Origin of the sequence: uncultured Tateyamaria sp. (assembly GCF_947503415.1) — a bacterium.
Lineage (GTDB): Bacteria > Pseudomonadota > Alphaproteobacteria > Rhodobacterales > Rhodobacteraceae > Tateyamaria.
Map to the genome: position 1 here is coordinate 84,080 of NZ_CANNDS010000004.1, position 25,458 is coordinate 109,537.

A 25,458-nucleotide genomic window follows, 5' to 3' on the forward strand; every position below is an offset into this window, starting at 1 on the left:
CTATGTTGCCTCCATTCGGTTTGTTTTCAATTGCGATACGACGTTTAGCGTCCCGCTCAGAACCGATGAGTGATTGGATGCCTGAGTTAAGCGAAGACGATAGGAAGCAAGCGTTTCTTGATTGGCGGGATCAAGTAAGGAAAGATCTTTCCAATGTGATTTGCCCTTTTCTTAGAAGAAGTGGGGGAGGACAGAGGCCGACTTGGGACGGGATTCCGATAGTTGAGGCAGAGGAAATCATTAAAGCAGAACTTGACGTAATTATCCAAAACTTCCAAGGATCGGCTCCTACCATTCGGGACAAAGCCCCGGTCATTAGTTCCCCAGAATTTGGTTCAACTCAGCTTGAACAATTCTTGGTTGAAGACAAACCAAGTCAACCAGCAGCAATAAACCTAAGAGACTACGTGTCAGGGTTGTCTCAAGAACAGTTTGAGAAAACTCGCGCAGCGGTAGACGACGCTTACAGTAGCAAAAAACTTCCAGGACTATTCTGGTTCAAAAATGAGTTCATGAGGGTGCGACCTCACCAAGCTGCATTAATATTGGGTCGGGAAGATTTCATAAACTACCCGGCGCTGAGTGCCAGACATTCTTCTTTTTGTAGTGGCCACTGCCTTGAAGGAATACTCTTCAGTGCGGCAATCGAGGAATACTGGAGGTCTAGTTCAGTAAGTTATTCACCCGTTCAGCTTGAAGAGTTGGCTCAATACGCAGTCGATTTTGGAGATAGGCGGGTTTTTGCTGGTGTCCACTATCCATCGGACAATATTGGTTCTTGGATAATTTCGCTTAGGCTCGCCAAGTATATATTCAGTGATAGTGGCCAGACACTTGCTTTCATTAGACGTGCCATCATTGAAAAAAGTAAAGTATTTGAAGTAATCGACGTTCAATATGAAAAGTTTGAGGCGCTTGTGCCCTTACGCAACTTATTGCGAATTGAGTTGAGCATGGACGATGTAATTAGCTGACGAGCTCAAACTACTGAAAATTTTGAGCGCTGAGCTGAGCCTTCCGTATCTCGACTTTGCTAGTCTATCTGACCTGCCCCCCAAGGCGTCTGCGGTCAGGGTTAATTCTGCCGTCTTTTTATCACAAAGGCGGGCTGGGTGCGCCTTGCAATATCATCAGTCCTGCTGGGACTTCATCCCGATTTCGCTGTGTGGGCGTTCCTCATTGTAAGCTCCACTGAAAGCCTCCAATTTTTCTGGCGCATCTGCCTGCAAATTCGGGCCTTCTAACAGGTCCAGAATGTCCTGGAAGAGTTCATAATCTCTGCTCTTGGCTATTAACGACGAAGGTGTCAGAGACTAGAGCAGCCTGTGTCAACTACGAATCTTTAAGATATCATCTAAGACTAAGTTTCCAGAGGGAAATCTCTCCCTCAGCGCTGCGACCATGCACCTCGCCCGGAATAGAAAAAACCTGCTTGATTTCGGCGCCAGTCACTACTTGACCGGGATAAAAGATTGGGAATCCAGGCGGGTAGGGTGTGATGAAACTGCCAACAACGTACTGGTCAGTGTCATTCAATTCCTCGCTCTTCGTCGGCACGGCAAGCCGACCAGTTTTCGAGAACAACATGTCTCTCATAGCCCAGCCGCCTTCAGTTATGACACCCTTCGGGTATTCTAGTGGTTTATGGTCCTTGCCGAGGCAAAACTGTAGATTTGGAATAGACATTCTGTCTATCTCACTTGAAACCTCATCTGGATTGGAATCTGCTACGATGAGCTTAAGTTTGCTCAGAAGGCTAGTAATTCTACTCTTCTTGAAGCCCGGCATGAACATAAACATTAGAGAGTCTTCGCCATACTTGTTAACCTGAACACGTCCGATATTCCACATTCTCGTTTTTGCTGCAGCAGAGCTGACATTAAGCTTGTGGAATATTGTCAGTTTTGTTGGATCCTTAACAAGATTGGCTTCAGTCTCGCGGGCTCTTCCATGTGGCGGTGTTGGGTCGAAATATTGTTTTACAGACCCCCATTTATTTCCAAACAAAAGCCCTTTCAGGTCGTTGATAGCTTTCACGCTATCTTGTATCAGCGTTCCTCCTTCAAGAGCCATTTGCCTTCTAGCAATGTCGAATGAGGCAACGATAGGCGCGCTTGGGCTAGTTGTTGTGCGGGCAAGGTAACTTTGCTTAAATCGCTGTGTTTCAAGTCCCGAAGCCTGATTATCTCCATCCAAAAAGTGATCACTTTCTAGAATAACCGAAGCTTGCCTCAGCGCCGTGAGTGTTTTGTGTACCGACTGAGTGACGTATACTCTAGGTTTCACATTGCCTGGAAGTTGGGCATGCGTTGCGGCAAACATTCCAGTAAACCGAATTAACCCCGGATCAAACCGAGCGAAAGAAAACCACGCCTCATCAAAAACATACACAAATTGATCTGCCAGATTTGATAGACCAATACCGCGAAGAAATTGATCGATTGCTTCAACATACTCCGTGGCATTTAGGACATAGCCATCAAATGTGCAGTTGGTTAATACCAATCCTTTGATTTTTTCGACATAGCCATCTTTCGCGGCAGTTTTGAGCAAATCAAGAACGCTACTAAGGGCAACAGGCCCGAAAACGTCGGGATCAACGGCGACCTCAGGATTGACGTAGAGGGGTATCGCGTTCTGCATTGCTGCGCTGTAGTGGTGTGATATGTGGCAGTTTCTATCAACAATTACCACATCTCCATCATCAAATAGTGCGGACCAAAGGATTGAATTCGCTCCAGTAGTTCCGTTCGTGCAAAACCGTGCCTTCCGAGCGCCGAATGCCTTCGCAAATAGGTTTTGTGACTCTACGATGCAGCCATTGGGAGCAAGCAAGCTGTCGAGAGGCTCAAGCGTTAGCGAAGCCTCCGCAGAAAAGAGGTTTTGCCCAAATTTCTCTATGAATCCCGAGCTTGTGATGGATCGATTTTGCCCATCCCCCACGCCGAGAGCATGAAAAATTTCTTTGTCCATGCTGGCATACTTCAGCAGACCATCCCATGTCGGAGACTGTGCATTTATCTGGAGGTGTTCTGTTATTTTCCTCGCCAAAAGATCAATCCCACCTTGATGGTCAAGGTCGCCTTTTTCGATTGCCGTCTCGAATGCATCAAAGTCCGTTTCATTTGTCTCCAGGCTGTTGTGGGCTGTGATTAGGCAACAGAACGCATGCGGAATATATTTTTTGATTTCTCTGCACAGCGAAATTCCGTCTGGTTTTGGGCCGTCATTGGCCGACCAGTTTAGTTCAAACTTCCAGTCAACCAAAAAGATGATGCTTGAATCATAGGCTTCTGAGGCGGCGGCCGAATCGGTAGCTTCACCAAAGATGCGCGCGCGAACTCGGTCGAGATACGACTTAAGTCCTTCATTTTGGTTTGGAAAGATCCCTTCGACGGTTGGCTGAATAACGACATCTGAGTCGCCGAGTTCCAGCGGGTTGGTGCGCCACCATAGGGAGGTCTCAAGAGAGGTCAGGATCTGACGAACGCTTGCTTCATCGTCGTCTATAGTTACTATTGTAGGCTCATACACTTTGTTCATCAACTTCTCCTGCTGTCGGAAACCATGCTTACCGCCGAAGAACAACAAATCAAGGACTTGCTTCGAATGGCACTGCCTCACGATTTCGGGCAGACCATTACGTTTCTTGATCGTCGCGCTAGGGTACTTCAAGATGCTTCCGGGCCGTCCGGGGTCTTACGGGAGTTTGAGGCGACCATCAAATTCTCGCGCCGACCCGAGAAAATGATTGTCTTGCTTGACGCAATTGACAACGAGTTCAATCTTTTCTGGGATACAAACTATGAGGAGTTCGACCATTTCAAGATTGACGGAGTATTCGACAAGTTGATCGCCCCCAGACTTGATGATGTAATAGACTTGGCGGAGGAGTTTTCCAGGTTGTTAGAAAGAATTGACTATCAACGACCGAGTCGTGCTAGGCGACCTCGGGTGAGGAAAGTGATATCTCTTTGCGATGAAGCGTGCGACGACATAGAGTATTTTGGCCGACGCAGCAAGCATTACGTAAAAGGTATGATTGAGCTCCTTGAGTTCACACCTGTGGCAAATCCAGAGCATACAAACCTAAACAACTTTTTTTCTCAGCAGCGGCGATTCATGTTGGACTCGGAACGACAATCGTCTTTGGTGGTGTTGAATCACCTTCCAACGCTCAAAATTGATTATTCTCATTGCTTTTCGTTGTTCTCAAATTTGATTAAGAATTCGTTGAAATATCGACGGGGTGAAACTTGCATGATCTTCGTCGCTGCAGAGGATCCATCCTACGACGAAGATTTAGCTGTTCGGTGGCCAATTCCCGACTTCATGCCTTTGGGTCGAGTTCCTGATGGTATGTTTGCGATACACTTTGTTGATATGGGAATTGGGATTGATCCAAAAAAAATTAAGTCGATATTCAAGCCGTTCAAAAGAGGGCTGCGTCCAAACCAAGAGGCATCAACAAGGCCCAAAGTAAAGAAAGGCGGAGTTTCAAGCCGCGATGAGTTTTCTGGCATGGGCATAGGGCTTGCGATAGTCAAACGCGTTGTTGACCTGTACGATGGCGCTGTCTATGCATCATCGCACGAGGGTGTGGGTACCTGCATCACAGTGAATCTTCCGTTGAAGATGATGCAAGGGAGGACATGACTTGCCAAAGAAAAAGTTGATGGTTGTCGTGTATGAAGACGATGCAGAAATGAAAGACTTGGTTGAAGAAGCTAAGGCGGCTCTTATGGAGCGCGGCAACTCCAGCCATTCGCGCGTTCAATGTATTGTTCCTCACCTGATGGTGAATCAAGAAGAGTTTGATGGTTGGCTGTCGTCTGGTGGCGTCGATGATGCGTACATAGCAGTGGTTGATTTACAGATTGATGAGGACGATTGGGAAGGTGTGAGAGCAGTCGAAGCCCTCCGGAAGTCACGCGAGTATGAAGACTTCCCGATCGTTGTTTTCTCAAAGACTTCGAATAAACACGCTAGGGAACGTGCGTACACTGCCGGCGCGACTTCTTATGTGAAGAAACCGATCAACCGCGATCGACTAGTACAATCGCTCTCAGATATACTTGTCTATTGGGTTGATTTGCATGAGAAACGCGTTGCCTGAGGATGATTTTCTTCTACTTCATGTAGACGACGATGCTGCGGATCTTCTGGAGTTCTCTGAGTTTCTCGAGTCAACAGGTAGTAGTAAATATCAGCTTATTAGCGAAGCTCGCCCAACCTTAGCGCTCGCCCGCTTGGCAGAGAAGAACAATATCAGCTTATGCATTGTCGATCTAGAGCTCGACGACCAAGATGCTTCTGATTTCAACGATACTGTTTGGGATGGTTTTGCGTTTGTTACCCTAGGCAAAATACTGAGCCCGAGTACAAATTTTATCGTATTGTCGCATCGTGTTGGGCCCTTCACCAAAAAGCGCGCAGCCGAGGTTGGATGTTTTGGCATTCTTCAAAAAAGGAAGTTGACAGATACAGCGGCCGTTCAAGTGATAGAGCAATTGGAGTACGCTTGCCTATATAGCAAAAATTTCTTGCGATTTCAGAGTGAGGCACGCCTTAACTTTTCCAACGCGATTGCTCATACCCTTCGTCGAGAGTTGCGCAAGTGGAGAAATGATTTGAAGATGATCAAGGAGGAGAGTGGCGCACCTTTCTCCGTTGTTCAAGTCGGCACGATTGACAAAGCAATTCGCGAGAATGATTATCTTGAGGCGAAGCTGGAGCGTGTGCTTCAGTTTTATACTCGAGATCAAATCACGCCAGAAGATGTAGTGATTTCGAACTTTCTTGAAGAATTCTTAGGACGCATCAATACGGTGCAGAATTTGCGCCCTTCGATTGACGTAGAACTCGAGATTGGCAGCTTTGACCGGCAGCTATTGTCGATTGCATTGGAGAACCTCTTGGAGAATGCAAATAAGGCAATAAGCCATCTTGGTGAGCAAGGATGGGTTGAGTTTAATGCCACTCTTGGCGTTTTCAGATCTGGCGTGGAGTATTTGAAGGTAGAAGTCTTGGACAATGGGGTTGGACTAAGTCCGGGCGAAGAGAAAATGGCCCTTAAGCCGAATTATTCGGGGGAAAACTTGGCTGATAGAGGTGTTAGTTTTGGGATTGGCTGTGCGGAAGCTGCAAAAATAGCGAGGCTTCACTGGAATCGCGATATGTCGGGTAGTCTGCGTCTTGACAGAGGTCCTGAAGGAATTGGATGCCGCGCTACTTTTATTGTTCCCTTGAGAGCAGATAGAGAGTTGGCCCCCTTGGTATCTTGACCAAAGTCCGGAAAAGTCAACTCACATGGTTTTATTTGATGTAAGGGCCATCTGACATTTATCTTAGATCAAATTGCGGAAATCTCGATTAAGCGTTTGTCGTTTTTGTTTGAGTGCACTGTTTTGGGGTTGGCATGATTGTATGATATTTGATGCGGGTCTTTCTTAACCCCTTCCGCTTGGTGCGCTAATGGAGGATCGGACCGACTCCCTAGTAACCTGAGGCAGGTAGGGGGTGCCTATGTGCGATCCATGTGCAATGCGATCCGCCAAGAGACTTACGATTTCACAGATACTTAGCCCTGATCGGAATCCAGTGGCTTCGGTGGGTCTGGCTTCTTGCGGTTGGCCCTCGATCCCGCCTTGCGCGCTGCAGCGAACCCGCGGTCCGTGGCCATGAAGCGGTCGAGCATGGGGGCGACGAGGCGGGCGGGCTCAAGATCCTGTCCGGTCTGTTGGCCGAGGACAGCCGCGTAGTCGCAAAGGTCACGGTGTACATCAGCGGGAAGTTCGACGGTCAGCTTGACCGGCTTGTCGTCATGGATCGGGCCAAGCTTCAGTTTCGTCATCGGACTTCTCCCAAGGGCTCGAGGATCAGGTCGCGGGTGACCATGACGCGGACCGGGAAGCCCGGGCGTATGGTCAGTGTCGGCGGGACGGCGAGCTGCTGGCGGACGATCTCGTCCCCGGTCCGTCCGATCGTGTCCTGCGCGGCCTCGCGGATGGCGCGGGCGACATCGTCTTCGGTTTCTGCGCCACTTTCCAGGCCGAGGTTCAGGATCGTGGCGAGGCCAGCAGCAAGGAAGACGCGACCCCAATGATAGTTGACCCGGTCCTGCAGGCCGGACGCGCCTGTTCCGTCAGTACCGGGCGCGCGCTCCAGCACAATGGAGCGACCATCCGGAAGGATTAGGCGGGTCCAGACCAGAAGCAGACGGCTTTGCCCGGAGGCGATGCGGCTGTCGTATTCTCCCAGAAGCCGAGCGCCTTGCGGGATCAGCAAGTACCGCCCTGAGGGGCTATCAAAGACATTCGACGTCACCTGGGCCGAGATCTGGCCCGGTAGATCGGAGTGCAGGCCGGTGATCAGGGCGGCCGGGATCACCGTTCCGGCCTGCAGGATGTAGGGGCTGGGCGGTGCCGTGATGCGTTGTGCACTCACGGTTTCCGTGTTTCCGGGTCGGGTGAGGAACGCCTCTCGGTTTGAGACCGGATCGCTTGCCGTCGGGCTGCCCAATGTGGAGGGGAAGAGCACGCCGGTCGCGGGGGGCGTCGATGTGGGCTGTGCTCCGCCGCGTTGCACGGTTTGCGCCTCGGCGAAAAGGGCGCTCAGCCTGGCGGCGTCGAGTTCCTGAAGGCGGCGTTGTTCCTCGGGATCGACTGTGGGGGCCAAAGGACCGGAAAGGGGCGGTGCCGGGACCGGCTGGCCGCGATCTTGCGCCCCAAGGATGGCGCGGCCCAGCTCACCGGGCAAGGGTGGGCCGAGACGCGGGACATCTGCGTAATCCCGAGGCAGTGTGGACAGCCCTTCAGCCGCCTGAATGCGTTCGGTGGAAAAGAGCTCGGTCTGGGTGCCCTCCTGCCGGTTGTTCTGCAGGGCCACGATCAGGATTGCGCCCAGACCCAGACCGCCGATTGCGGTGGCAAGGGCGATGGCCCGGCGGGACAGGCGCATGACACGGGGCGGATCGGGCCTGAGGCGGAGTTCCTGGGCGATGTCTTGCTCGGTCCGTGGTGGCTCCGGCATATCAGGGGTTTGTGTCATCGCTCCGCCTCCGGCTGGGGCGCGCGCGGCGGGCGCTGATCGCCATCCGTCCGTACGATCCGCACGACCTGCTGTTGTCTTTCGCCGAGACGCAATTCCGCGGCTCCGAAGAGCCTGTCCACGATCAGCACATTGCCGCGCACGCGGGTGTTGACGATCTGGCTGCGCCCATCCGCGCCGATCACGAAGAGCGGGGGCATTTCGCCCTGGGCGATACCGGGTGGAAAGACGACATAGACACGCCGTCCATCGTCGAAGACCGAGACCGGCCGCCAGGGTGGGGCGTCGCCCTGCAAGCCATAGCGGTAGTGCCGTTCGGCCTCGTGCGGGATCGCCGGGCGGCGAATTGTTGGGGTGCGGGGCGTGGTTCGCACCTCTGGATAGGCCCATGCAACGCTGGGCATCCAAGTCTCTTCGTCGGCGTGCAACTCGATGTGATAGGTGCGCCGGTTGGTGTTGACGACGAGATTGGTGGAGATGTCGGGGCGGGTGGGTTTCACGAGGATATGGACGCGCTCGGTGCGACCCGCACCGCTGGTGGTATCACCGATGATCCAGCGCGCGGTGTCGCCCGCCGCGATCGGGCCGGGGCCGGTCAGGCGTTCGCCGGGTTCGAGCGCGATATTCGTGATCTGGCCGGGTGCTGCATAGATCTGGTAGAGCGCGCCTTCGCTCCACGGAAAAACCTGCATGGCGTTGTAATAGCCCTGCTGGCGGGGTTCGACCCGGGCGGCGGCATTTGCGGCGATGATGCGCGCCTCGGGCGTATCCGCTTCCGGATCGCCGCCGCGGGAGGGCGTCCAGGCGGGGGGCGTGTGAACCGGGCGGGGCGGCCCCTCGGCCGGGGGTGGTGCCGGCGGCGGAGCGAGTGCCGGGATGTGATCATCGTAGGCGATTTCGGGCGGGCGTTGCCCCGTGCAGGCGGTCAGCGCCGTGGCCGCGATGAGAAGAACGGGGATGGGGCGAAGTCGGGTCATTGGGCATTCTCCCTCGACCAGTTGATGGCATGGACATAGACGCCGAGGGGGTTGGCCCGCAGGCGCTCCGCATCGCGCGGCGGTTGGATCACGACGGTCAGGATGGCGGTCCAGCGATCGGTGCTGGCGAGTTGACCGTTTTCGTATCGCCGCTCGATCCAGGCGACGCGGAAGCTCGTATCCGAGGCGCGGATGACGCTCGAGACTTCGACGGAGACCTGCGTGTCGCCGACCTGCGCGAAGGGATCGTTCACCCGGGCATGGTCATTCAGCGCGACAGCGCCGCGGTCCGTGGCGAAATCGTAGGCACGAAGCCAGTTCTGGCGCAGCACGATCGGATCGGCAGGGACCTGCCGGACATGCTCAACGAAGCGGGCGAGATGCCACGCGATCTGCGGATCGGTCGGGCGATACTCGGCCAGCGCCGGGGCGACGGCCTGTGCCGCACCAAGATTGTCGACCTCGACCACGTAGGGGACGACGCTGCTGCGTGTCGATTGCCAGGCGAGCGCCGCGCTGAGCCCGGCGGACAGGGCGAGGCATCCGAGCGCCATAAGGCGCCAGTTGCGGGCCTGGACGCGGGCCGAGCCGATGCGCTCGTCCCAGACCTGGGCGGCCTTCTGGTAGGGGGTGACAGGCTCGGGCGTGGTGCCATAGCGGACACTGGGGCGTCGGAACATCAGGAGGACCTTTCGGAGAGGCTGACGACCGTGCCGCCGCCGCCATGGTCTCCGGAGCGGATGACATGGGCGGCGGTCGAGAGGCCGTGTTGAAGGGATTGCTGGCGCTTCATCCGGCGCGCCCAATCGGGTGGGCCGTCATTGGCCGGGGCGGGCAGGGCGCCACCCGCAATGCGCCCGCCGGTGGCGGCATAGGCTGCGCGGGCGCCGGACTGCGCGCCGTCCGAGATCGCGCGCCGGAGCGGGCTGAACGCGGCGACGGCACCGGTCTTGCCGACAGCGGCCACGCCACCGACGGACTTGCCCAACGCTGTGCTGCGGGACGCGGCACCAAGTTGGTAAGCGGTCGCGGTTCCGCTGCCAACCGCACTGGCACCACGCAAGGCCGCGCCACCGGTGCCAAGTGCCATCCGGGTCCCGGCGACACCGGCGACCGCGGCCCCGCCCACGGCGATACCGGTGCCGACAGCTGCGCCTGCGCCAAGCTGTGGCCCGCCCGAGACAATGCCATTGGCGATGCCGGGGCCGAAGATACCGAGTGCGAGAAGCGCCAGCGCGCCGAGGACCACGGACATCGCGTCGTTGATTGTGGGTTCACCCGCAAACCCGGCGGTGAACTCGCTGAAGATGGTCGACCCGATGCCGACGATCACGGCCAGGACCAGAACCTTGACGCCGGAGGAAATGACGAGGCCCAGCACGCGTTCGGCCATGAACGCGGTCTTGTTGAAGAGGCCGAAGGGCACGAGGATGAAACCCGCCAGCGTGGCCAATTTGAATTCGATCAGGGTGACGAAGAGCTGGATCGCGAGGATGAAGAACGAAAGCAGGACCACCAGCCAGGCGAAGAACAGGATCCCGATCTGGATGAAGTTCTCGAAGACGGCGACGAACCCGGAGAGTTCGGCGATGGAGGCAAGGATCGGCTGGCCGGCCTCGAGCCCCACCTGCGCGATGCGGCCGGGCTGAAGCAGTTCACTAGCGGAGATCGTGCCGCCGGTGGCGACCAGGCCAAGGCCCGCGAAACTGTCGAAAACGATCCGGGCCAGCGTGTTCCAGTTGCCGATGATATAGGCGAAGACCCCGACGAAGAGGGTCTTTTTCACCAGCCGGGCGATGATGTCGTCATCCGCGCCCCAGGCCCAGAACAGGGCGGCCAGCGTGATGTCGATGACGATCAGCGTGGTGGCGAGAAAGGCGACGTCGCCGCCGAGAAGGCCGAAGCCGGAATCGATGTAGGAGGCGAAAACCTCGAGAAACCGGTCGATGACACTGACGCCGCCCATCGCCTCACTCCGTTCCGGCCGGCTCTGGCGCCAGATCGAAGAAGCGCTGCCGGGCCGCCTCCCAGGCGGCGCGGCATTCGGTGTCGGCTGCGTAGTCTTCGGGCGTCAGGTCACGGCAACGCGCGAGGATGCCGCGCAAGGCGTCATCCCTGACCACATTCCCGGTGTCGGTGGGCAGGACCGTGCGTGTCAGTTCGACGGCGGCGGCGAGGGCGGCAAGGCCGCCGATACCGAAGGCGACAAGGCGCAGAGTTCGCGGGGTGTCGAGGGCCATACGCTTACTCCCCGAACAGCCGTACTGTGCCGGGGGAGTAGCCGCCGCCGTAATCGAGGAACCGCGCGAGGTTCTCGCGGCCCTGCGCCTCGGCGGAGGCGATGCGGGCGGCTTCCAGCGCTTCGGCACGGTTCTGCGCGGCGATGGCTGCCGTCAGATCGGCGATCTGTGTCGATTGCAATGCGAGCAGTTGGTTGCCAGCCTGCGCGACCTGCAGGGCCCCAACGGCTCCTTGGCTTTCGCGGATGAGCGCTTCCATGTGAGTTCGCGCGCCGTCGATATTGCCCACGACCCCGGCCTGCACGCGCAACGCGTCTTCGAAGCCCGCGACGGAGGTCTCCCACCGCTCGCGCGCGCCTGCTATCATCGCGTCGAAATCGCCCTGCGCTGCGGCAGCACCGTAGTCCTGCGTGAAGGCCTGTTCGATAGTGGCCACGTCGAAGGCGAGGCTCTGGGCATCGGCCAAGAGGCGCTGCGTCTCGCCGATGGCGTCCTGCAGCTGCGCCAGTGACGAATGCGGCAGGTTCGCGAGGTTCAGCGCATCGTTCATCAGCATTTGCGCCTGGTTCTGGATCTGCGCGATCTGGTTGTTGATCTGCTCCAGCGCGCGGGCAGCCGAGAGGATGTTTTCGGCGTGGTTCCGCGGATCGTAGACGATCCGGCCACCACCGCCGAAGAAGAAGGCCTGGGCCGGTGTCGATAGAACCGGTGTTAGGACGAGGGCGCTGGCCATCAATGCGGCGGCGAGTTTGCGGGGCCGGGCAGGGCGCTCAGGATTGCGGGTCATGTTCTGTCTCCTTTTGGTCAGGGTGAGGGGGTGTCGGAGCTGCTGGTGCGATGTCGGGCCCGAGCAGGTCGACGGCCCAATCAAGACCGCGATGACGCAGCCAGGCGGCGGCAAAGTCATTCTGGCCATGGGTGGCGATAAGATTGCTGATTGCGGCCTGATCGGCCTTGGAAGAGGCGGCGGTGAAGGCCAGCGCCACCTCGCCGAGGCCCAGGGAAAAGAGCCGGTTTCCGCGGCGAGACTGGCAGTAGTAGTCGCGCTTCGGCGTCGCGCGGGCGACGATGTCGATCTGGCGGTCGTTTAGCCCGAAATTCTGGTAGATTCGGGCGATCTGGGGTTCGAAGGCGCGCTCGTTGGGCAGGAAGACGCGCGTGGGGCAGCTCTCGATGATGGCAGGCGCGATGAGGGACCCGTCGATATCGGCCAGCGATTGGGTGGCGAAGATCACGGAGGCGTTCTTCTTTCTCAGCGTCTTCAGCCATTCACGCAGCTGCCCGCCGAAATTGGCATCGTCCAGCGCCAGCCAGCCCTCGTCGATCAGGATCATCGTGGGCCGCCCGTCGAGCCGCGCCTCGATCCGGTGGAAGAGATAGGCCAGCACGGCGGGGGCGGCCGCTGATCCGATCAACCCTTCGGTCTCAAAGGCGAGCACCTCGGCGCTGCCCAGGTCTTCGGCCTCAGCATCGAGAAGCCGTCCGAAAGGCCCGCCGAGGCAGAAGGGCTTGAGCGCGCGTTTCAACTCGGTCGATTGCAGCAGGACCGAGAGGCCGGTCAGTGTGCGCTCCTCGCGCGGGGCCGAGGCGAGCGAGCTCAAAGCCGACCAGAGATGGTCCCGCGCGCCTGGGTCGATCGTCGCGCCTTCCCGTCCGAGGATTCCCGCGAGCCAGTCCTGCGCCCAGGCGCGTTCGGACGCGTCTTCGATCCGCGCCAGTGGCTGCAGTTGAACCGCCGGGTCCTCGTCGGCCAGTGCATCGCCCAGGTTCTCCCAATCCCCGCCCATAGCGAGCGTGGCGCAACGGATCGAGCCGCCGAAGTCGAAGGCGAAGACCTGCGCGCCCGGGTATCGGCGGAATTGCAGCGCCATGAGGGCCAGCAGAACCGATTTGCCCGCCCCGGTCGGGCCAACGATCAAGGTATGGCCGACATCGCCCACATGGGTGGAGAAGCGAAACGGGGTCGTGCCGTCGGTTTCGGCGTGGAACAGCGGCGGGCCGTCCAGATGGTCGTTCCGGTCCGGCCCCGCCCAGACCGCCGAGATCGGGATCATTTGGGCGAGGTTCAGCGTCGAGATGGGAGGTTGGCGGACATTGGCGTAGAGATGGCCGGGCAGGGAGCCGAGCCAGGCCTCGAGCGCGTTCAGAGTTTCCGGGATGCAGGTAAAATCGCGCCCCTGCACGATCTTCTCTACCGCCTTGAGCTTCGCTTCGGCCGCCCGCGGGTCTTCGTCCCAGACGGTGATCGTGGCGGTGACATAGGCCGCACCCGCCACATCGGCACCGAGTTCCTGCAGCGCCTCGTCCGCATCTGCCGCCTTGTTGGCCGCGTCGCTGTCGAGCAAGGTCGAGGCCTCGTTGGTCATCACCTCCTTCAGGATCGCGGCGACCGACTTGCGCTTGGCGAACCACTGTCGCCGAATGCGGGTGAACACCCGGGCGGCATCCGTCTTGTCGAGGCAGATCGCGCGCGTGCACCAGCGATACTCGAACCCTTGCCCGTTCAACTCGTCGAGCAGTCCGGGCCAGGTAGCGCTTGGCAGCCCAATGATGCTCAGGGTCTTGAGATGTGCGGCCCCGAGGCGGGGTGTCAGCCCACCCACAAGAGGGTCATCGGTCAGCACCGCGTCCAGATGCATAGGGACCTCCGGGACGCGGACGCGCTGGCGCCGGGTCGAAACGGTTGAATGCAGATAGGTCAGGGTCTCTTCATCGGCGAGCCAGGCGATTTCCGGCATGAACCTGTCGAGCAGATCGGTCAGCCGGTCGGCGCGGCTGACAAAGGCGGAGATCAGGTCCTGAGGCTTGGTGCTGCGATCCGGTGCGTTCTCAAGCAGCCAGCCTTCGGCGCGGCTCGCGTCGTCAGCGGGCGGCATCCAGACCAGGGTCAGGAAATACGCGCTCTCGAAATGTGCCCCCGCTTCTTCGAACTGCGCGCGCCGTTCGGCATCGACAAGGGCCGAGACCGGATCGGGAAACTCGGAGACGGGATAGTCCTGTGCCGGGATCCGTTGTGCTTCCACGAAGACGGCCCAGCCGGACCCAAGCCGACGCAGCGCGCTGTTGAGCCGGGCCGATGTTGCAACCAGTTCGGCGGGCGTGGCGGAGTCCAGATCAGGCCCCCGAAACCGCGCGGTGCGTTGCAGGCTGCCGTCCTTGTTCAGGATGACGCCGGGCGCGACAAGCGCGGCCCAGGGCAGGAAGTCGGTCAGTAGGGCGGATTTGGAGCGGTATTCGGCCAGACGCATCATCGGCTCAGACTCCGAACCAGGAGGGGTAGCGCAGATGTCTGCGCGCCACCTCGGCGATCTGTGCGTCCCGCTTCGCGGCCCAGACCGCGAGAAGGTGGCCCACTAGCCAGAATGCGAGGCCAACGAGCCAGAGCCGCAAGCCGAGCCCGATGGCGGCCGCCAGGGTGCCATTGGCAATGGCGATGGTGCGCGGCGCACCGGCCAGCAGGATCGGATCGATCAAGGCGCGGTGCACCGGCGCGAAATAGCCGGGAATGTCGTTGGGGTTCTCCATCAGATGAGCGCTCCGCCGCCAAAGGAGAAGAAGGACAGAAAGAAGCTCGAGGCCGCGAAGGCGATGGACAGCCCGAAGACAATCTGCACCAGCCGCCGGAACCCGCCTGAACTGTCGCCAAAGGCCAGTGTCAGGCCCGTGACGATGATGATGATCACTGCGACGATCTTGGCGACCGGGCCTTCGATCGACTCGAGGATGGTTTGCAAGGGGGCTTCCCATGGCATGCCGGACCCGGCGGCGAGCGCTGGCTCGGGCAGGGCAAAAGCGAGGAGGCCGAGGGCGGTTGCGCCAAGGGCTGTGCGAAATGATGGCAGAAGGGTCATGGATGGCTTCCTTGTATTGGTGGGAAAACAGGGGTGAGGGCGTAATCGCCCGTGGTGGTCAGGCCGGTGACACGCGCCAATTCAGAGAGGCGACGTTCGGCGCCCCGTCCGGACAGAACAGCGATCAGATCGATGGTTTCTGCGATCAGCGCGCGCGGAACTGTCACCACCGCCTCTTGGATCAGCTGTTCGAGCCGCCGCAACGCGCCGATGGCGGACCCGGCGTGGATCGTGCCGATCCCGCCCGGATGGCCGGTGCCCCAGGCTTTCAGCAGGTCGAGCGCTTCGGGGCCGCGCACCTCTCCGATGGGGATGCGATCAGGCCTCAGCCGCAGCGACGCGCGCACGAGATCGGACAAGGTCGCGACCCCGTCCTTGGTGCGGAGAGCCACGAGGTTGGGGGTCAGGCATTGCAGCTCGCGCGTGTCCTCGATCAGCACCACGCGGTCCGAGGTCTTGGCGATCTCCGCCAACAGCGCATTGGTGAGGGTCGTCTTGCCGGTTGAGGTCCCACCCGCGACAAGAATATTGGCCCGGCCGATGATCCCCTCGCGCAGGTGACCCGCGGCGTCAGCCGAGAGAATTCTGCCGGAAACGTAGTCGTCGAGGGTGAACACCGCGACGGCGGGCTTGCGAATGGCAAATGTGGGTGCAGAAACAACTGGTGGCAGCAAACCCTCGAAGCGCTCGCCCGTGTCTGGCAATTCAGCCGAAACACGCGGGGCCGCGGGATGCACCTCCGCACCGACGTGATGCGAGACAAGACGGATGATGCGCTCGCCATCGGCAGGGGACAGGAACGCGCCTGTGTCGCTCAGTCCATCGGCAAGACGGTCAACCCAGAGCCGCCCGTCAGGGTTCAGCATCACCTCGACGACGCCCGCATCTTCGAGCCATGCAGCGATGCCAGGCCCAAGGGCCGTGCGCAACATGCGTGCGCCGCGGGAAGACGTTTCTGATTTGAAAGGCGTAACGGTCATAATCGGCCCCGTAATGGTTCACGGGACCGATCAAGAAGACCGTTATTTGGTTACGGGCAACAGCTCTGCAGGCGTAGTAGCGTCATCGGTTAGAACGAAAGGGCTTCGGCGAAATCAAGTCCTCCAAACCAGGGCGTTCCGGAGCGACTTGAACCGCGATCATCGGAACGAATACGAATCCTAATCCACACTCACGGCTTCAAAGCTCGCGAGGGCGGATCGAAGGTTCTCCATGATCTCTTCTGCCAGAACTTCGGGCTCGGGAAGATTTTCGTGATCAGTCATTGACGCATCACGAAGCCAGAAAAGATCGAGGCTTGCCTTGTCACGTGCCAGTAATTCTTCCCGGTCAAATGAGCGCCAGCGCCCATCTGGGCTTTCTTCGCTCCAGGTCGGGCTGCGTTCATATCGATTTTCGGGTTTGTAGCACGAGACAAATTCTTGGAGGTGCACGTACGTCAGGGGCTTCTGCTTCAAGGTATGATGCACGTTCGTCCTGTAATCGTAGTACCAGACCTTGGAGGTCTGCGGATCGGGGCTGGCCGCGCGGTTGTCGAAGAAAACCACGTTCGCTTTTACGCCCTGCGCATAGAAGATGCCCGTGGGCAGGCGAAGAATGGTGTGCAGATCGGTCGTTTGAAGCAGTTTGCGCCGGATGGTCTCTCCCGCGCCGCCTTCGAACAGAACATTGTCAGGCACGACCACGGCGGCTTGGCCGGTTGTTTTCAGCATGGTCCGGATATGTTGGACGAAGTTCAGCTGTTTGTTCGATGTGGTCGCCCAGAAATCCTGCCTGTTGTAGGTCAGGTCGTCCGTCTCCTGCTCGCCCTCCGCATTGGTGAAGCTCATCGAACTCTTTTTGCCGAAAGGCGGGTTCGCAAGAACGTAGTCGAAGGTTTCCGATGGTGGGGAGATCAGTGCGTCCGCGGGGGACACAAGAGTGTCCCCGGTCATTTCTCCGATCCCGTGCAGGAACATATTCATCAGGCAAAGGCGCCGGGTCCCGGCGACGATCTCGTTACCGAAGAAAGTCGAATGCTTGAGGAAAGACTTCTGGTCCTTGTCGAGAGCATGGTTGTCCGGGTCTGTCAGGAAATCGTGAGCGGCGAGGAAGAAACCGCCTGTCCCACATGCCGGATCTGCAATTGTTCTGCCTGGCTCGGGACGGACACAGTCAACCATTGCTCGGATCAGGGCGCGCGGGGTGAAATACTGGCCCGCTCCTGACTTCGTATCCTCGGCGTTGCGTTCCAGCAGCCCTTCGTAGATGTCGCCCTTCACGTCGGCGCCCAGCATCACCCATTTCGTGCTGTCCACCATGTCAATCAGGCGGAACAGCTTGGCCGGATCGGTGATCTTGTTCTGCGCCTTGGTGAAAATCTGGCCGAGCATACCCTTTTGCTCGCCTAGCTTGCGCAACAGCATAACGTAATGCGCTTCCAGTTCCGCTCCCCGCCGCGAGGTCAGACTGGTCCAGTCATACCCCGCCGGGATCCCCACATCGCGGCTGTAGGGGGGCTTGGCGTATTCGTCCGCCATCTTGAGGAAGATGAGGTAGGTGAGCTGCTCCAGGTAGTCGCCATAGCCGACGCCGTCGTCGCGCAGCGTGGTGCAGAAGCTCCAGACCTTGGACACAATAGGGACGGTGTTCATTGTTCCTCACCTGCGTTCGATACAACTCCTGTTTGATCCAGTTGTGCAGCTTTGCCCATCGCTCTTTCGACCAACCTGAGAAGTTCGGCTTTTCGACCAGAATAGAACGCATCGAAATCGTCAGCACGAAGCAGATCAGCAGGGATACGGTGCGATGCGAGGAGAGCGTTCATTGCCGGATCGTCTAGCGTAACCTGTTTGTGCTTTTGAAGAGCGGTCAGGTATTCGGATGGCGCTTTACGCCCAATCATCCGGTTTGCCTTGTAGGAAATGGGGGTCTTGTTGACGATGGCATTGTAAGTGTTCGCCTTGATCCCATTGTCTTCACACCACGCCCTGGGAAATATGTGATGAATATCCAGTGCAATATCTTCGTCATCCAGCTCCTTGATCGTCGCTTTCCAGAAGAAGTCGCGGGCACCTTCCCTGAGGACAAGGATATTCAGTCCCTTGTAGGCGGCGCTGTTTCGAGAGCGAAGCGTATCTAGGCGGCTTTCCTGGAATGCGGCTTCGCTGATTGTCCTTGGAAGGCCGTCAATCAGTTCATAAGCCTCGTCATCTAGATCACTTAAGAGCCAAGGCATCAGCTCTTCAAAATCGTTGGCGATCCGCGTTTCGACGGCCCCGCCATACAGCTCACCCAAGACGCCGCACCAGAACCAACGGGAGAGACGATCATGGACTTTCGGTTCCAGCCACCGCTCCTTGATCTGAGACAGAACGGCAGCGAGGGGCACAAGCTGCGTACGGTACGGCAGCTCGCGTCCGTCAAAGAAACATTCCTTGCGCATGAACTTCGCGGCCAGCTTGAAGCCCTCTTCAACGAGAGGGGCCCATTTTTCGTAGTCTTCAAGCGTAAGCGAAAGCACGGTCACGCGCTTGGCGCTTACCGCAGAAATCATCTTGCCCTTCTTTCCCGCCTCGATATCGGCTTTACGCCTTTCCGAACTTTGCAGGATCGAGATTGCTTGCAGGAAGTCTGCAGCTTCGGTCCCCTTCAGGATCGGCTCTTCGCTCAGCCGTTGGTAGCGCCCTTCGACATTTCGCAATGTACTCCCATACCAATCATCCCGTAGGTTAAAACCATCTGCAGCGAAGGTCGCCGTCATCAACTCGAATACCGATAGCGGCACGCCGCCGGTGTTCACCTTTTCGAAAACCAGGCAAACCGCTTCTTTCGATGTGGCCTTGCCCAGTGTGATCGCGGGCAGCTGATAGCTTCGGAATGCGGTCAGCACTTTCTTTCGGAACGCCATGAAGTCACCGAATTTCTCAGGTGCGAATTCGTGCAAAGCCTCTTCCCATGCATCCGAACTCAGGATTTGCGAGCATGGAAAATGGAAATTCTTGATCTCCAACTCGCGTGTCGAAAGATCGAGGACCACATCGCGGTCGAAATTCGTCTTGATCTTCTTGTCTTCGGGGACTGAGATGAATGCCTCTTCAAGCCGATCATCTTCTAGTGCCATGGCGATATCGATGTAATAATGGCGGCTTATCGCCTTGCCCTTTTCGTTGAACGTCTTGACGGGCTTTTCGAGCGAGAGCACTTGAGTCAGCGACGTCAGACGCTGTTGCCCGTCGAGGATCAACTTTTCAGGCTCTGGTATCGGGCCCTTGAAATCAACATTCTCGACCGGTCGGACCTGAAAACGCACGTCGCCGCCTGTATCGAGCATCATGACCGCGCCGACGGGAAAGGAACGGGCTATGCTTACCAGCAGGGATTTGACATGCTCATCGTCCCAGACCCAGCCGCGCTGAAAATCAGGGAGCTGGATCATGCCGCTCGTCACATCGGACAGAACTTGAGGCAGAGGGAGTTTGGTGCTGTCGAATGTACTCATATCAATCCTTGTGCACTACGAGTTCGTCGCTATCACGCGCAATCTCCCAGAATTCCACGTCATGGGGGATCATGTGCGCCTGGGTCCGCCGAAAATACCCCAGTAGGGTTTCTTCACGCCCCGGCCGAAGGCTCTGCTCGACGAAAAATATCTTCCGGTAATCGGGAGGTGCCATGTGGAAATAAAACATGGCTTCCGCCCAATTCTTCATCTTGGCGCTCGGTACGTTGCCGCCGGCGGTCCATGTTTGTGATTTGCACTCCACAATCACCTTGGGTGTCTCTGACCCAAGATCGAAGGCGTGGCGCTTGCTAACTCTTCCCAAACCACAGGGCACCTTGTGGTTCAACGTCAGTGCTAGCCCGTGTTCCGCCAAGACACGCTGCGCGCGCAATTCGAAAGCGCGCCCGACGTGGGCGTTGCTGATCGATCCCTCTCTCTGAAAGTTATTCAACCGGCGGTCCATCCCAGACGTGTGCTGTCTCCGAGTCAAAGAAAGTGTAGTTGACGTCATCCCCTCCGAGCTTCTTGTACTTTGCGAGTTCTGCATCCAACGCCGTGACCTTTTCTGCATCCGGCTGGAAGACGCCGAAATAGACGTGCTTGGCCTTAGAGCCGAAAATCGCATGATAAATGTGGGCATCGTTTGGGTCGGCGCTGTGTCCGAACACAAAGACTGCGCCGGTGGTTTCCTGCAATGTACGGTAGCAATGGCGGAGATACTCGACGGAGTTGATCTTTCGCAGTTTTGACGTCGAGGTTCCTTCTGCGACATAGAGAGGGAGGCGACCCTTGTTCGCTATTTCATGGGTGATATTGGCAATGACTCCATCGCCATCGTTCAACGCCTTGTAGACTTCGCCAATCTCGTTCTGGAAAAGGTGAAGTCCACCGTGTAGATTAAAGGTTCGGCAATAGGCGCCTTCCACAAACGGACCTTTGAACCGGCCGTCTTCGGTATATTCACCAAGGCCAAACCCATCGGTAAGAAGGCCTTTTTCGAGGTTCACCCAATAGAGCAAAAGGTCATAGTTCAGGGTAAAGACCTGACCCTTTGCAAAATGCTTCAGGAAGGCGGCGGCACTCTCGTATTGAAAATCGAGGTCTTCTCGATGCGCCGGGTGGGTCGCGTTGACCGCAGCAACCAAGGCTTCTCGGACAATTTGAGCATCCGCAATCAGTTGATCTGCATGACCGTCGTTGCCGTATGCGCGTTCTACCACGGCGGCATCTTCCATGGCGCGAATGACGGCCTCGAAATCGACAGTGCCAAGTTGGTCAAACAGCGCTTTGATCGGGCTGCCCTCTTCCAGCTGGGCCTCCGCCAGAAGGTTGGCGTAGTTGAAGTACTGTGCTGAGAAGCCGTTGCCGATCAGGAGCGCCTTGTCGTCGCCCTCCGTCGCCTTGATGGCATCCTGAAAGCTGATGACGTCAGGCATGGGCGGTCTTCCGTTTCTTGGTCCTGGGAGTCATGGCGCGGTCGGCCTTGATCCGCTCGAGCAGGGCCGAGGCGGGTTCGTCCTTGGCGTCCTGGGGGACGAGCTGGCCGGAGAAGGCTTTTTTCAAGATGGATTGGCGGAGGGCGTCGGCGCGGGCGAGGGCGGCGTCAATCTCGGCTTCCAGCGCGTCGGCGGCTTCGAGTTTTTCGTCGAGGATGCGGACGATTTCGGCTTGTTCAGCCTTGTTCAATGGAAACTTCACCAAAACAGATTTGATCTTTCCATGATTGAGGGAGATGCCGCTGTCTGAAATTCCTGATTTCAATTCGTCGATCTCGCGCAACGTCAGAGGAGAGTTCAGAGCAAACTCTAATAGACGCGGTAAGATGGCGGTTTCGTCGCAACGAAAGCGGTAAACCGTGTCGCAAAGCATGATCCGGTGACGTGTCGCTGGCACGAGACACACCACGCCGGTTCGTGCTCTCGGTCCCTTTCGGGTCATCAGGAAATCTCCAGCCTTTATTTCAATTTCTGGCCGGGGTTCAAAGCGGGCTGGTAGAAGCTTGATTTCCTTATCCGAATACCTGTGATGTTGGACCGCGGTGGTTGTAACAATTGTCCAGTCGTCAGGCGCAATTGGTCGACCGTCATCACACTTTGGGCTCCAGCCTTGTTGCACTTTACCGATGAGTGCTCCAAGCGGCAACTCTGCCCACCCCTCGTCCTTGACCGAAACCGTTGGTGGATCAATTTCCGCTAAGCGCTTCGGTTTCGCGGGTTTCTTGCCCTTCTCGCCACCGGCGTGCCATGTGGCGAGGGCATCTTGCCAGGCGTCGAGGGCGGTTTTGTAGCGGGTGTCGCGTTCGCGCTGGATGCGGGCGAGGAGGGTTTTGGGGTCTTTCAGTTTGTCTGCGTTCTTGGCGCGCCAGTCGGCGGTGAGACGGCCTTCGAAGGCCGATTTCAGCAGGGACTGTCGGTAGAGGCCGAGGGTGGTGCGCGCCGTGTGCAGGCTCTCGACCCCCTTGTCGATCTCGTCGAACATCGCCTCGATCTTCTCCACGATGCGACGTTGTTCGTTGGTGGGGGCGATCGGCAACTCGAATGATGCAAGGCGCGGCATCTCGATGCTGTGAACTGTTGTTCCGCCCTTTCGACACTTGTCGAGGATGCTTTGCTCGAAAGCTCGCATTCCCCATGCGATATATTCCGAACCAATGCCATCCGGGAGAGCGAGCGCCTTGAGGTCTTGGTTGAGCGTGCTCTCAACAGCGGTGACCGCAATGGGGAGAGTGTGCGCAAGGATTCCCGAGCGGGTCACGATCAGGACCGATCCCGCAGGCACCAGCTTCGCCGCAGAGTTTTCGACCGCTTCCTCTGTGATGCCGTCAATGGCCTTGCGAATGACCTTCGTTTTCATGTCCTTTGGGGAAACCCATGGAATGGGACCATTCCAGAAACGAGGGTTGGCTTTGGAGGGTGTGCCACCCCCGATCCATGTTCCGAAATCTGAGAACTTCGCGTTAGCCCATGTGGCAGGCAATTCCGTCATGCCGAAAGCGCCTCATTCATCTCGGTCATGACCTCGTCCATGCCGTCGCCGAACAGCGCATACATCTGCCCCATCCCGCCCTTGCCGTCGAAGGGAGCCATTTCCAGATCGTCGCGCTCGATGGTGAAGGAGGTGGCGAGGTGGTCGCGGATCATGCGCAGCCAGTCCATCTGTTCCTCGGTGAATTTCTCGCCCGCGCCCGAGTGGCGGTTCAGCACCCAGTTCTGGAAGTTGCGCCGCACCCGTTCGGAATGGCGGGTGAGGGTTTCATCCAGCCCGGAGACGCGGCGGATCAGCGCCACCAGCGCAGTCAGGTCGCTGGCCGGGTTGCTGCCCTTGTAGTCGTCGAGATGCGCATAGGCGCGCCAGACGGTGAGCGGGGCGAGGCGCGGGCGATCCTCGGTCAGTTTCTTCAGCACGTCCTTGACCATGGCGTAGGTGACCTGTGCCCGGCGGGCGGGGGTGTTGAAGTAGATGGCCAGCGCCTCGATCTCATCCCGGTTCTCGGTCAGGTACGCCTCGAACTCCTGCGTGATCTGTTTGGCGTTCTCGGCCACGTCGCCCGCCCATTCGGCGCGCAGAAGCGTGTCGAGGTTGTCATGGTCGATGGTCTGTTCGTTGTCGCGGCGGATCGTATCCATCAGGTTGATGAGCGGGCCGGTGAAGACGTTGGCGGCGTGTTTGATCCGTTCCTCGCGCGCGGCCTGCATAGCTGCATCGTCGGGCTCGGGGTGGCCGGCGGCCTTGGCGTCGGCCTCCACCTTGTCTGGGTCGATGGCGTCGAAGAGGTCGCGCACGATGGCGGTGAGGGAGGTGCCGGCCTCGGTCGTGATCTTCTCCTGATCCTCGGCCCCAAGCTTGTTGTCGAGCCGCGACAGACGGGCGGCAAGCGAACTGACGGTTTCCTCGGACCGGTCGCCCATCATAAGGCCCATGGCGAGGTCTTTGAAGGGGATCGAGGGCTTGGTGTCGAGCGGCTGGCTGGCCGTCTTGAGCGACTTGGTGACGCCGACGGCATCGACGATGACGTAATGCGTCTTGGCCTGGGCCGACGGGGAGACCTTTTTCAGGTCGTCGGGTTTGAGGACACGGGTGCCGCGGCCCTTCATCTGCTCGAAGTAGTTCTTCGACTTCACGTCGCGCATGAAGATCAGGCATTCGAGCGGTTTCACGTCGGTGCCGGTGGCGATCATGTCCACGGTGACGGCGATGCGCGGGTAATAGTCGTTGCGGAAGGCGGAGAGTGAGGATTTGGGGTTCTTCGCGCCATTGGTGATTTTGCGGCAGAAGTCGTTGCCCTCGCCGAACTCCTGCCGGACGGTCTGGATGATGTCGTCGGCGTGGCTGTCGGTCTTCGCGAAGATCAACGTTTTCGGCAGTTCCTTGCGGCCGGGGAAGATCTCGGGCCACTTGTCGTGGAAGGTGCGGATGACGGTTCGGATCTGGTCGGGGTTCACGACAGACCGGTCGAGCTGGGTGGCGGCATAGGCCTCGTCCTCGTCCTGCGTCTCCCAACGTCGGGCCCGGGTTTCCCGTTCGCGTTTCTCGATCAGCTGCTCGGCTTTGAGCGTCTCGCCGCCTTGGGTGATCTGGGTCTCGATCAGGTAGATTTCGTTGCCCACGTTGACCTTGTCGGCAACGGCCTTCTCATGGGTGTATTCGCTGACGACGTTCTTCTGGAAGAAGCCGTAGGTGCGGTTGTCGGGCGTGGCGGTCAGGCCGATCAGGTAGGCGTCAAAGTATTCGATGACCTGGCGCCAGAGGTTGTAGATGGAGCGATGGCATTCATCGATGACCACTACGTCGAAATATTCCGGCGGCAGCTTGGCGTTGTAGACGACCGGTAAGGGTTCCTTGCGGCGCCATTTCTGCTCTGCGGGGTTTTCGTCCTCCGCGCCTTCGTTCAGTTCCTCGCCCTTGAGTGTGGCGTACATGCGCTGGATCGTGGAGATGACGACCTGGCTGTCGTTCGCGATGGAGGGCGAGGTGAGGCGCTGGACATTGTAGAGTTCGGTGAACTTGCGGTTGTCGTCGTTCGGGATGAAGGCCATGAACTCCTGTTCTGCCTGCTCGCCGAGGTTCTTGGTATCGACGAGGAACAGGATGCGTCGCGCGCCAGCGTGTTTCAGCAAGCGGTAAACCTGCGTGATCGCCGTGAAGGTCTTGCCCGAGCCGGTGGCCATCTGGACGAGGGCTCGGGGCTTGTCGGATTTGAGTGAGGTCTCGAGGTTCGTGATCGCTTTGATCTGGCAGTCGCGCAGGCCGTCTGGGTTTAGGTCCGGCAGGGCTGCGATACCCGCGCGAAGGCTCTTTGGCGCTTCTGCCCATGATTTCAGGGTTTCTGGGCGGTGAAAGTTGAAAACCTCACGCGAGCGAGGATTGGGGTCGCGGGCGTTGGTGAAACGCGTCACTTGGCCAGTACTCTCGTAGAGGAAAGGGAGCGGTTGTGCGTTGTTGACCCATTTCAGCTTGGCGTTGGCGTAACCCTCGGATTGCTCCTCGACCGAAGTCAGGCGGACACCCCAGTTGTCGGGCTTGGCTTCGACCACGCCGACCGCGTGCCTGTCGGCGAAGAGAACGTAGTCAGCGGGACCAATGTCCGTCTGGTACTCACGCACGGCCACGCCAAGCCCGGCGTTGAAATCAAGCGCGTCCTTGTCCTGCACAAGCCAACCGGACGCCTGCAGGCGTTCATCGATCCGGTCCCGGGCGAGCTGCTCGGGGGTTTGGTTGACATCAGGTGACACGCATAACGCCTGAAATTGCTATACTTTTTCAATCATGGTGCTCAGTGAGCGAAAATGCAATTGGCGAGCGTACGGGTAGGGTGCCTAATTCCCGCTGTTGGACCGAGATGCGCCGGAGCAAGACGT

General features: G+C 58.2%; 21 protein-coding genes and 1 pseudogene. 4 read left to right on the forward strand and 18 right to left on the reverse strand.

Going from position 1 to position 25,458, the window contains the following annotated elements:
* Positions 1–2 precede the first annotated feature (2 nt).
* A complete protein-coding gene (locus tag Q1A32_RS19325) occupies positions 3–974 on the forward strand; it encodes a phosphatase PAP2 family protein (RefSeq protein ID WP_299656937.1) in 972 nt (323 codons plus the stop codon).
* A gap of 376 nt (positions 975–1,350) precedes the next feature.
* Here the strand turns inward: Q1A32_RS19325 and Q1A32_RS19330 are convergent, their stop codons facing one another.
* Complete coding sequence (locus tag Q1A32_RS19330) at positions 1,351–3,543, reverse strand: beta-eliminating lyase-related protein (RefSeq protein ID WP_299656940.1); 2,193 nt, start codon at positions 3,541–3,543, stop codon at positions 1,351–1,353.
* Between the two features lie 66 nt (positions 3,544–3,609).
* Here Q1A32_RS19330 and Q1A32_RS19335 point away from each other — a divergent pair, with 66 nt between their 5' ends.
* Genes Q1A32_RS19335 through Q1A32_RS19345 form a run of 3 tightly spaced genes read left to right on the forward strand, consistent with a single transcriptional unit; the run spans position 3,610 to position 6,284 of the window.
* Positions 3,610–4,656 carry an ATP-binding protein gene (locus tag Q1A32_RS19335; protein WP_299656943.1) on the forward strand — a complete coding sequence of 349 codons (1,047 nt, stop codon included), beginning with the start codon at positions 3,610–3,612 and terminating at the stop codon, positions 4,654–4,656.
* 1 nt (position 4,657) lies between these two features.
* Entirely contained in the window at positions 4,658–5,116 is a 459-nt protein-coding gene (locus Q1A32_RS19340; RefSeq protein WP_299656946.1) for a response regulator, read from the forward strand.
* On the forward strand, positions 5,097–6,284 hold the full coding sequence (locus Q1A32_RS19345; protein WP_299656949.1) for a HAMP domain-containing sensor histidine kinase: 1,188 nt from the start codon (positions 5,097–5,099) through the stop codon (positions 6,282–6,284). The genes Q1A32_RS19340 and Q1A32_RS19345 overlap by 20 nt, the downstream gene beginning before the upstream one ends.
* 296 nt (positions 6,285–6,580) lie before the next feature.
* Here the strand turns inward: Q1A32_RS19345 and Q1A32_RS19350 are convergent, their stop codons facing one another.
* From Q1A32_RS19350 to Q1A32_RS19430, 17 genes and pseudogenes are all read right to left on the reverse strand, one after another.
* Positions 6,581–6,853 carry a DUF2274 domain-containing protein gene (locus Q1A32_RS19350; protein WP_149884418.1) on the reverse strand — a complete coding sequence of 91 codons (273 nt, stop codon included), beginning with the start codon at positions 6,851–6,853 and terminating at the stop codon, positions 6,581–6,583.
* The gene (locus Q1A32_RS19355) at positions 6,850–8,049 is read right to left on the reverse strand and encodes a TrbI/VirB10 family protein (protein WP_299656955.1); all 1,200 of its coding nucleotides are present in this window, start codon (positions 8,047–8,049) and stop codon (positions 6,850–6,852) included. The genes Q1A32_RS19350 and Q1A32_RS19355 overlap by 4 nt, the downstream gene beginning before the upstream one ends.
* Positions 8,046–9,026: a P-type conjugative transfer protein TrbG gene (trbG, locus tag Q1A32_RS19360; protein WP_299656958.1), complete on the reverse strand. Its 981-nt coding sequence runs from the start codon at positions 9,024–9,026 to the stop codon at positions 8,046–8,048. The genes Q1A32_RS19355 and trbG overlap by 4 nt, the downstream gene beginning before the upstream one ends.
* The gene (gene trbF / locus Q1A32_RS19365) at positions 9,023–9,706 is read right to left on the reverse strand and encodes a conjugal transfer protein TrbF (RefSeq protein WP_299656961.1); all 684 of its coding nucleotides are present in this window, start codon (positions 9,704–9,706) and stop codon (positions 9,023–9,025) included. The genes trbG and trbF overlap by 4 nt, the downstream gene beginning before the upstream one ends.
* The gene (gene trbL, locus Q1A32_RS19370) at positions 9,706–10,992 is read right to left on the reverse strand and encodes a P-type conjugative transfer protein TrbL (protein ID WP_299656964.1); all 1,287 of its coding nucleotides are present in this window, start codon (positions 10,990–10,992) and stop codon (positions 9,706–9,708) included. The genes trbF and trbL overlap by 1 nt, the downstream gene beginning before the upstream one ends.
* Before the next feature lie 4 nt (positions 10,993–10,996).
* Positions 10,997–11,266 carry a putative entry exclusion protein TrbK-alt gene (trbK-alt, locus tag Q1A32_RS19375; protein ID WP_299656967.1) on the reverse strand — a complete coding sequence of 90 codons (270 nt, stop codon included), beginning with the start codon at positions 11,264–11,266 and terminating at the stop codon, positions 10,997–10,999.
* A 4-nt stretch (positions 11,267–11,270) separates the two neighbouring features.
* Positions 11,271–12,053: a P-type conjugative transfer protein TrbJ gene (gene trbJ / locus Q1A32_RS19380; RefSeq protein WP_299656970.1), complete on the reverse strand. Its 783-nt coding sequence runs from the start codon at positions 12,051–12,053 to the stop codon at positions 11,271–11,273.
* Positions 12,037–14,517, reverse strand: coding sequence for a conjugal transfer protein TrbE (gene trbE, locus Q1A32_RS19385; protein WP_299656973.1), 2,481 nt, complete (start codon positions 14,515–14,517; stop codon positions 12,037–12,039). Before trbE ends, trbJ begins: the two co-directional genes overlap by 17 nt.
* A 4-nt stretch (positions 14,518–14,521) precedes the next feature.
* Positions 14,522–14,791, reverse strand: a complete 270-nt coding sequence (locus Q1A32_RS19390; RefSeq protein WP_299656976.1) for a VirB3 family type IV secretion system protein — start codon at positions 14,789–14,791, stop codon at positions 14,522–14,524.
* A pseudogene (locus tag Q1A32_RS19395) lies at positions 14,791–15,042 on the reverse strand (TrbC/VirB2 family protein); the annotation flags it as partial. The gene Q1A32_RS19390 and the pseudogene Q1A32_RS19395, both read right to left, overlap by 1 nt.
* 71 nt (positions 15,043–15,113) lie before the next feature.
* Positions 15,114–16,097 carry a P-type conjugative transfer ATPase TrbB gene (trbB, locus tag Q1A32_RS19400; protein ID WP_299656979.1) on the reverse strand — a complete coding sequence of 328 codons (984 nt, stop codon included), beginning with the start codon at positions 16,095–16,097 and terminating at the stop codon, positions 15,114–15,116.
* Positions 16,098–16,277: 180 nt separating this feature from the next.
* The gene (locus Q1A32_RS19405) at positions 16,278–17,750 is read right to left on the reverse strand and encodes a class I SAM-dependent DNA methyltransferase (protein WP_299656982.1); all 1,473 of its coding nucleotides are present in this window, start codon (positions 17,748–17,750) and stop codon (positions 16,278–16,280) included.
* A complete protein-coding gene (locus Q1A32_RS19410) occupies positions 17,747–19,597 on the reverse strand; it encodes a DUF262 domain-containing protein (protein WP_299656985.1) in 1,851 nt (616 codons plus the stop codon). The genes Q1A32_RS19405 and Q1A32_RS19410 overlap by 4 nt, the downstream gene beginning before the upstream one ends.
* A gap of 1 nt (position 19,598) precedes the next feature.
* Positions 19,599–20,063: a hypothetical protein gene (locus Q1A32_RS19415; protein WP_299656988.1), complete on the reverse strand. Its 465-nt coding sequence runs from the start codon at positions 20,061–20,063 to the stop codon at positions 19,599–19,601.
* Positions 20,044–21,036, reverse strand: coding sequence for a DUF4917 family protein (locus tag Q1A32_RS19420; protein ID WP_299656991.1), 993 nt, complete (start codon positions 21,034–21,036; stop codon positions 20,044–20,046). The genes Q1A32_RS19415 and Q1A32_RS19420 overlap by 20 nt, the downstream gene beginning before the upstream one ends.
* On the reverse strand, positions 21,029–22,585 hold the full coding sequence (locus Q1A32_RS19425; RefSeq protein ID WP_299656994.1) for a restriction endonuclease subunit S: 1,557 nt from the start codon (positions 22,583–22,585) through the stop codon (positions 21,029–21,031). Before Q1A32_RS19425 ends, Q1A32_RS19420 begins: the two co-directional genes overlap by 8 nt.
* Complete coding sequence (locus tag Q1A32_RS19430) at positions 22,582–25,332, reverse strand: DEAD/DEAH box helicase family protein (protein WP_299656997.1); 2,751 nt, start codon at positions 25,330–25,332, stop codon at positions 22,582–22,584. The genes Q1A32_RS19425 and Q1A32_RS19430 overlap by 4 nt, the downstream gene beginning before the upstream one ends.
* Positions 25,333–25,458 lie beyond the last annotated feature (126 nt).

What these genes read in the sequence shown, in the direction of transcription:
- Q1A32_RS19325 (WP_299656937.1), top strand. Translation starts at nt 3, where the DNA reads ATGTTGCCTCCATTCGGTTTGTTTTCAATTGCGATACGACGTTTAGCG.
- Q1A32_RS19330 (WP_299656940.1), bottom strand. Translation starts at nt 3,543, where the DNA reads ATGAACAAAGTGTATGAGCCTACAATAGTAACTATAGACGACGATGAA.
- Q1A32_RS19335 (WP_299656943.1), top strand. Translation starts at nt 3,610, where the DNA reads ATGGCACTGCCTCACGATTTCGGGCAGACCATTACGTTTCTTGATCGT.
- Q1A32_RS19345 (WP_299656949.1), top strand. Translation starts at nt 5,097, where the DNA reads ATGAGAAACGCGTTGCCTGAGGATGATTTTCTTCTACTTCATGTAGAC.
- Q1A32_RS19350 (WP_149884418.1), bottom strand. Translation starts at nt 6,853, where the DNA reads ATGACGAAACTGAAGCTTGGCCCGATCCATGACGACAAGCCGGTCAAG.
- Q1A32_RS19355 (WP_299656955.1), bottom strand. Translation starts at nt 8,049, where the DNA reads ATGACACAAACCCCTGATATGCCGGAGCCACCACGGACCGAGCAAGAC.
- trbG (WP_299656958.1), bottom strand. Translation starts at nt 9,026, where the DNA reads ATGACCCGACTTCGCCCCATCCCCGTTCTTCTCATCGCGGCCACGGCG.
- trbF (WP_299656961.1), bottom strand. Translation starts at nt 9,706, where the DNA reads ATGTTCCGACGCCCCAGTGTCCGCTATGGCACCACGCCCGAGCCTGTC.
- trbL (WP_299656964.1), bottom strand. Translation starts at nt 10,992, where the DNA reads ATGGGCGGCGTCAGTGTCATCGACCGGTTTCTCGAGGTTTTCGCCTCC.
- trbK-alt (WP_299656967.1), bottom strand. Translation starts at nt 11,266, where the DNA reads ATGGCCCTCGACACCCCGCGAACTCTGCGCCTTGTCGCCTTCGGTATC.
- trbJ (WP_299656970.1), bottom strand. Translation starts at nt 12,053, where the DNA reads ATGACCCGCAATCCTGAGCGCCCTGCCCGGCCCCGCAAACTCGCCGCC.
- trbE (WP_299656973.1), bottom strand. Translation starts at nt 14,517, where the DNA reads ATGATGCGTCTGGCCGAATACCGCTCCAAATCCGCCCTACTGACCGAC.
- Q1A32_RS19390 (WP_299656976.1), bottom strand. Translation starts at nt 14,791, where the DNA reads ATGGAGAACCCCAACGACATTCCCGGCTATTTCGCGCCGGTGCACCGC.
- trbB (WP_299656979.1), bottom strand. Translation starts at nt 16,097, where the DNA reads ATGACCGTTACGCCTTTCAAATCAGAAACGTCTTCCCGCGGCGCACGC.
- Q1A32_RS19405 (WP_299656982.1), bottom strand. Translation starts at nt 17,750, where the DNA reads ATGAACACCGTCCCTATTGTGTCCAAGGTCTGGAGCTTCTGCACCACG.
- Q1A32_RS19410 (WP_299656985.1), bottom strand. Translation starts at nt 19,597, where the DNA reads ATGAGTACATTCGACAGCACCAAACTCCCTCTGCCTCAAGTTCTGTCC.
- Q1A32_RS19415 (WP_299656988.1), bottom strand. Translation starts at nt 20,063, where the DNA reads ATGGACCGCCGGTTGAATAACTTTCAGAGAGAGGGATCGATCAGCAAC.
- Q1A32_RS19420 (WP_299656991.1), bottom strand. Translation starts at nt 21,036, where the DNA reads ATGCCTGACGTCATCAGCTTTCAGGATGCCATCAAGGCGACGGAGGGC.
- Q1A32_RS19425 (WP_299656994.1), bottom strand. Translation starts at nt 22,585, where the DNA reads ATGACGGAATTGCCTGCCACATGGGCTAACGCGAAGTTCTCAGATTTC.